Genomic DNA, 6,691 nt, shown 5'->3' with positions numbered 1-6,691 from the left:
CCGGTGGCCGGAGCCGTGGTGGAGCCGGTCGAGCTGACCGCGCCCTGGGCGGCGGGGCGGCTGGTGCTCGACGGGGCGCCCGGGGAGCGGATCGGCGACGCCACCGCGTACGACGACGTCCTCGCGAGCGCCCGGACCGCCTTCGCCGGAGTGCAGGCCGGGGTGTGCGCGGGGTCGCTGGCGCGGGCCGTCGCGCACACCAACCAGCGGGAGCAGTTCGGGCGCCCGCTCGCCGCCAGGCAGGCGGTGCAACTGCGGGCGGCGGACGCGTACATGGACACCGAGGCGATCCGGGTCACCGCCTATGAGGCGGCCTGGCGCAGGGACGCGGGCCTGCCGTACGCCGCGCACGCGCTGACCGCGGCCTGGTGGGCGTCGGAGGCGGGCAGGCGGGTCGTGCACGCGGGCCAGCACCTGCACGGCGGCACGGGCGCCGACCTGGACCATCCGGTGCACCGGCACTTCCTGTGGGGGCGGCAGCTGGACGCGTACCTGGGATGCGGCGGCGAGGTCCTGGAAGAGCTGGGCGCGCTGCTGGCCGCCACCGACGAGAGGGAGGACGCATGAGGCCGGGTGAGGAGCTGCCGCCGCTCGACGTGCCCATCACCCGCACGCTGATCGTCGCCGGGGCCATCGCGTCCCGCGACTACCAGGACGTGCACCACGACGCGGAGCTGGCGCGGGCGAAGGGCTCGCCGGACATCTTCATGAACATCCTGACCACCAACGGACTCGTCGGCCGGTACATCACCGACCACTTCGGCCCCACGGCGGTGCTGCGCAAGGTGGCGATCCGGCTCGGCGCGCCCAACTACCCGGGCGACACCATGGTCCTGACCGGCGCCGTCACACACGTCGACACGGCACCCGGCGGCGAGACGGCCACCGTCGAAGTCGTCGGCGCCAACGGCATCGGCACACACGTCACCGGCACCGTGACCGTGACCGTTCCGGCGGGAGGCGCCGCATGAGTCTCCGTACGCGCGACAGCCTCGGCGGGCGGGCGGCGATCGCCGGGATCGGCGCGACGGAGTTCTCCAAGGACTCCGGGCGCAGCGAGCTGCAGCTGGCGGTGGAGGCGGTGCGGGCGGCGCTCGACGACGCCGGGCTCACCCCCGCCGACGTCGACGGCATGGTCACCTTCACGATGGACACCAGCCCCGAGATCACGGTGGCCCAGGCGGTGGGCGCCGGGGAGCTGTCGTTCTTCTCCCGTATCCACTACGGCGGCGGCGCGGCCTGCGCCACCGTCCAGCAGGCGGCGCTCGCGGTGGCGTCGGGCGTGGCCGAAGTCGTGGTCTGCTACCGCGCGTTCAACGAGCGCTCGGGGCGGCGGTTCGGCTCGGGGGTGCAGCGGCGGGAGCCGTCCGCCGAGGGGGCCGCGCTCGGCTGGGCGCTGCCGTTCGGCCTGCTGACCCCCGCCTCCTGGGTGGCGATGGCGGCCCAGCGCTACCTCCACGCGTACGGGCTCACGCCGGACGCGCTCGGGCCCGTGGCGGTGACGGACCGGAAGTACGCGGCCACCAACCCGGCGGCGTACTTCCACGGGCAGCCGATCACCCTCGCCGACCACGCCGCCTCCCGCTGGATCGTCGAGCCCCTGCGGCTCCTGGACTGCTGCCAGGAGACCGACGGCGGCCAGGCGATCGTGGTGACCAGCGCCGAGCGGGCCCGCGATCTGCCGCACCCTCCCGCCGTGATCGTGGCGGCGGCCCAGGGCGCGGGCCGGGCGCAGGAGCAGATGACCAGCTTCTACCGCGACGACCTGACCGGTCTGCCGGAGATGGGCGTGGTGGCGTCCCAGCTCTGGCGCACCTCGGGGCTCGGCCCGGCCGACATCGACGTGGGCATCCTCTACGACCACTTCACCCCCTTCGTACTCATGCAGCTCGAAGAGTTCGGCTTCTGCGGGCCGGGGGAGGCGACGGGGTTCGTGGCGGCGGAGCGGCTGCCGCTGAACACCCATGGCGGCCAGCTCGGCGAGGCGTACCTGCACGGGATGAACGGCATCGCCGAGGCCGTCCGGCAGGTGCGCGGCACATCCGTGAACCAGATACAAGGTGCCGCGCGCACGTTGGTCACGGCGGGCACCGGTGTCCCCACATCGGGGCTGATATTGGGGTCGGACGGCTGAACGCGCGCGTGTCCTCGGGCCGCGGCGGGGCCCGGGCCGTTCACTCGGCGTATGCGTCTCCGAAAAATGATCATTGGACTTGTCCTGGTCCTGGCCACGATGTCCCTCGCCATGACCGCCTCCCCGCAGCGCGCCGAGGCCGCCCCCGCCGACGGCGGTGCGTCGGCCCCCGGCAAGGCCAAGGCGGCCACCTTCCGCGGCTACGCCTTCGACACCTGCATCGCGCCGTCCGCCGACACCATGCGGCGCTGGAAGAGCTCCAAGTACCGCGCCGTCGGCGTCTACTACGCGGGCCGCGGCCGGGCCTGCAAGAACCAGCCGAACCTGAGCGCGAGCTGGATGCGCGCGGTGACCGCCAACGGCTGGCGGGTGCTCCCGGTGTACGTGGGCTCGCAGTCGCCCTGTGTCGCCGCGAAGAACAAGAAGGGGGTGCCCATCGGCAAGCACCCGAAGACCCAGGGCAAGCAGGAGGGCCGCGACGCGGTCAGCAGGGCCAAGGCCTTCGGCATCAGGGCGGGCAGCCCGCTCTACCTGGACATGGAGGCGTACTCCTACAAGAAGACGGCGTGCGCCAGCACCACGCTCTCCTTCATCCAGGCCTGGAACCGCGCGGTGCGCGCGAGCGGCTACCTCCCCGGCTTCTACAGCAGCGCCGACTCCGGCGTGCGCCACCTGGATCTCGCGCGGCGCGCGGGCAAGAAGGACCTGCCGTCGGTGATGTGGTTCGCCCGCTGGCACACCAAGCCGCGCCTGTACGGGGAGCCCGCCATCGGCGAGAGCGCCTGGCGGCCCGCGCGGCGCATCCACCAGTACGCCGGTGACGTCAAGGAGCGGCACGGCGGGCGCACGCTGGTGATCGACCGCAACCTGATGCACGCCCCGGTGGCGCGCTTCCGGTAGCCGTCGGCGCCCGCCCGGCGCCCGCGCGCCGGGGCGGCTCTCAGGGGTGAACCCTCAGGGCGTGCTCCGCCTCCTCCACCTGTAGGAGGTGGGGCAGGCACCATTCGTACAACCTGAGGCGGACACCGCTTCGGGACCTGGGGCCGATCCGCAGAAGTAGGGGGCGCTTCTAGCGTGGAGCCATGACCGCATCCATGGTGTCCGTGTGCACCAGCGCATCGAAGGCCGCGACGCGGGGCACGGGTCCGACGCGGGCCGCCGGGCCCTTCGCGTACCCGTCGTTCGCGTCCTATGTAAGGGCCCGACAGCCCGTACTGCTGCGCACCGCCCGCTCGCTGACCGCGAACCCGAGCGATGCCGAGGACCTGCTGCAGACCGCGCTGACCAAGACGTACGTGGCGTGGGACCGGATCGAGGACCACCGCGCGCTCGACGGCTATGTGCGCCGCGCCCTGCTGAACACGCGCACGTCGCAGTGGCGCAAGCGCAAGGTCGACGAGTTCGCGTGCGACGAGCTGCCGGAGCCCGATGTGGCACCGGCCGGGGACCCCGCCGAGCAGCAGGTGCTCCGCGACGCGATGTGGCGCGCGATCATGAAGCTGCCCGCCCGGCAGCGCGCGATGGTCGTCCTCAGGTACTACGAGGACCTCAGCGAGGTCCAGACCGCCGAGGTGCTCGGCGTCTCCGTCGGCACGGTGAAGAGCGCGGTGTCGCGCGCCCTGGGCAAGCTGCGCGAGGACCCGGAGCTCACCCCGGTCCGCTGACCGCGACCCAGGGTGACACGACTGATGATCGATCATCCCCGGTAGTAGTGACATACCGCCTGGTATGCGCGCAGAATCAGGCGCGAACCCTACTGCCGCGTAGGCGATGCCGCCCCAGGAGGACGCCGTGCTGAGCACGATGCAGGACGTACCGCTGACCGTCACCCGCATCCTCCGTCACGGGTCGACCGTGCACGGGACGTCCCAGGTCATCACCTGGACCGGCGACGGCGCCCCGCAGCGCCGCAGCTTCCGCGAGATAGGCGAACGCGCCGCCCGGCTCGCCCACGCCCTCCGCGACGACCTCGGCGTCACGGACGACGAACGCGTGGCCACCTTCATGTGGAACAACGCCGAGCACGTCGAGGCCTACTACGCGGTGCCCTGCATGGGCGCCATCCTGCACACCCTGAACCTGCGGCTGCCCGCCGAGCAGCTCACCTGGATCGTCGACCACGCGGCCGACCGCGTCATCATCGTCAACGGCTCCCTCCTCGGCCTCCTGGCCCCGCTGCTCCCCCGGATGCCCGGCGTCGAGCACATCGTGGTCTCCGGCCCCGGCGACCGCTCCCTCCTGGCCGACGCCCCCGTACGGGTCCACGAGTACGAGGAACTCCTCGCGGACAAGCCCGCCGTCTACGACTGGCCCGAGCTGGACGAGCGCGCCGCGGCGGCCATGTGCTACACCTCCGGCACCACCGGGGACCCCAAGGGCGTCGTCTACTCCCACCGCTCCATCTACCTGCACTCCATGCAGGTCAACATGACCCAGTCGATGGGCCTCTCCGACGCCGACACCTCCCTCGTCGTCGTCCCGCAGTTCCACGTCAACGCCTGGGGGCTGCCGCACGCCACCCTCATGACCGGCGTGAACATGCTGATGCCGGACCGCTTCCTCCAGCCCGCCCCGCTCGCCGAGATGATCGAGTCCGAGCGGCCCACGCACGCCGCCGCCGTGCCCACCATCTGGCAGGGCCTCTTGGCCGAGCTCACCGCCAAGCCGCGTGACGTCAGCTCGCTCGGCCAGGTCACCATCGGCGGCTCGGCCTGCCCGCCCTCCCTGATGGAGGCCTTCGACCGCCTCGGCATGCGCGTCTGCCACGCCTGGGGGATGACGGAGACCTCACCGCTGGGCACCGTCGCCCGGCCGCCCGCCCACGCCATCGACACCGAGGAGGAGTTCGGCTACCGGCTCACCCAGGGCCGCTTCCCCGCCTCCGTCGAGGCCCGCCTGGTCGGCCCCGGCGGCGAGCACCTGCCCTGGGACGGCGAGTCGGCCGGCGAGCTGGAGGTGCGCGGCCCCTGGATCGCGGGTGCCTACTACGGCGGCGCGGGCGGCGAGATCCTGCGCCCCGAGGACAAGTTCAGCGAGGACGGCTGGCTCAAGACCGGCGACGTCGGCGTGATCAGCCCCGACGGCTTCCTCACCCTGACCGACCGGGCCAAGGACGTCATCAAGTCCGGCGGCGAGTGGATCTCCTCGGTCGAGCTGGAGAACGCCCTGATGGCCCACCCCGATGTCGCGGAGGCCGCCGTGGTGGCCGTCCCCGACGACAAGTGGGGCGAGCGCCCCCTCGCCACGGTCGTCCTGAAGGAGGACGCCACCGCCGACTACACCGCCCTCCGCGACTTCCTCGCGGGCAGCGTCGCCAAGTGGCAGCTCCCCGAGCGCTGGGCGATCATCACCGCGGTCCCCAAGACCAGCGTCGGCAAGTTCGACAAGAAGGTCCTGCGCAGGCAGTACGCCGAGGGGGAACTGGACGTCACCCGGCTCTGACCCCGTGAGCCCGGACTGAGCCACGCGCCGACCGCGTGGCTCAGTTCGTGCCGATCTTCGCCAGCAGGTCCACGATGCGGCCCTGCACCTCGGCGCTGGTCGAGCGCTCCGCCAGGAAGAGCACCGTCTCACCGGCCGCGAGCCGGGGCAGCTCCGTCTCGTCGACGGCGGCGGTGTAGACGACCAGCGGAGTGCGGTTCAACTGCCCGTTCGCCCGCAGCCAGTCGATGATCCCCGCCCTGCGGCGGCGCACCTGGTGCAGGTCCATCACCACGAGGTTCGGCCGCATCTGCGCCGCGAGCGTCACCGCGTCCGCGTCGCTCTCGGCCCGCGCCACCTGCATGCCGCGCCGCTCCAGCGTGGCGGTCAGGGCGAGCGCGATCTCCTCGTGCTCCTCGATGAGCAGGACCCGCGGCGGGTGCTGCTCGCTGTCGCGCGGCGCGAGGGCCTTCAGGAGTACGGCCGGGTCGGCGCCGTACGCCGCCTCGCGCGTCGCCTGGCCGAGCCCCGCCGTCACCAGCACGGGCACCTCGGCGGCGACCGCCGCCTGCCGCAGCGACTGAAGCGCCGTGCGGGTGATCGGGCCGGTCAGCGGGTCCACGAACAGGGCCGCGGGGAACGCCGCGATCTGCGCGTCGACCTCCTCGCGCGAGTGCACGATCACGGGACGGTAGCCCCGGTCGCTGAGCGCCTGCTGGGTGGTGACGTCGGGCGCGGGCCACACCAGGAGGCGGCGCGGGTTGTCCAGCGGCTCGGGCGGCAGTTCGTCGTCCATCGGCTGCGGCTGCGGCCGGTTGGAGACCTCCACCGCGCCACCGGGGCCGTCCAGCGGCTCCGGGCCCTCGTCGGCGTCCTCGTCCGGGGCGCCGATCGCGTACGAACGTCCCGCGCCCTCCGACGCGGACGAGATACGGGACTGGGGCAGCGCCGGGCCGTGCGGGTGCGCCTGTGACGGTGCCTGTGTCGGTGCCTGTGACGGAGGGTGCGGCTGCGGGKGCGGGCGCGCCGAGGCGTCAGGGCGCTCGTCGGCCGCGGGGTCCGGAGGCGTGCCCAGCCTGCGCCGACGCCCCGAGGGGGCCACCGCGGCGCCCTCGGGGCGTCGGCGCAGGCTGGGCA

At 73.1% G+C, this 6,691-nt stretch carries 7 protein-coding genes; 6 read left to right on the top strand and 1 reads right to left on the bottom strand.

Going from position 1 to position 6,691, the window contains the following annotated elements; translation table 11 throughout:
• From AB8Z36_RS24955 to AB8Z36_RS24930, 6 genes are all read left to right on the top strand, one after another.
• A partial coding sequence (locus AB8Z36_RS24955; RefSeq protein WP_369215613.1) for an acyl-CoA dehydrogenase family protein occupies positions 1–567 on the top strand: 567 nt, incomplete at its 5' end.
• Positions 564–971, top strand: coding sequence for a MaoC/PaaZ C-terminal domain-containing protein (locus AB8Z36_RS24950; protein WP_369215612.1), 408 nt, complete (start codon positions 564–566; stop codon positions 969–971). The genes AB8Z36_RS24955 and AB8Z36_RS24950, both read left to right, overlap by 4 nt.
• Positions 968–2,134 (top strand): lipid-transfer protein, encoded by a 1,167-nt coding sequence (locus tag AB8Z36_RS24945; protein WP_369215611.1) that lies wholly within the window; start codon positions 968–970, stop codon positions 2,132–2,134. Before AB8Z36_RS24950 ends, AB8Z36_RS24945 begins: the two co-directional genes overlap by 4 nt.
• A 66-nt stretch (positions 2,135–2,200) precedes the next feature.
• Complete coding sequence (locus tag AB8Z36_RS24940) at positions 2,201–3,034, top strand: DUF1906 domain-containing protein (protein WP_369215610.1); 834 nt, start codon at positions 2,201–2,203, stop codon at positions 3,032–3,034.
• A 182-nt stretch (positions 3,035–3,216) separates the two neighbouring features.
• Positions 3,217–3,798, top strand: a complete 582-nt coding sequence (locus tag AB8Z36_RS24935) for a SigE family RNA polymerase sigma factor (protein ID WP_369215609.1) — start codon at positions 3,217–3,219, stop codon at positions 3,796–3,798.
• A gap of 127 nt (positions 3,799–3,925) precedes the next feature.
• Entirely contained in the window at positions 3,926–5,575 is a 1,650-nt protein-coding gene (locus AB8Z36_RS24930; protein ID WP_369215608.1) for a long-chain fatty acid--CoA ligase, read from the top strand.
• A 40-nt stretch (positions 5,576–5,615) separates the two neighbouring features.
• On the opposite strand, the gene AB8Z36_RS24925 is transcribed toward AB8Z36_RS24930, so the two are convergent.
• The coding region (locus AB8Z36_RS24925; protein ID WP_369215607.1) for a response regulator at positions 5,616–6,691 on the bottom strand (1,076 nt) is incomplete at its 5' end.

The organism is Streptomyces flavofungini (genome assembly GCF_041028215.1).
Lineage (GTDB): Bacteria > Actinomycetota > Actinomycetes > Streptomycetales > Streptomycetaceae > Streptomyces > Streptomyces flavofungini_B.
This window is presented reverse-complemented; position numbering and strand designations above follow the sequence as displayed.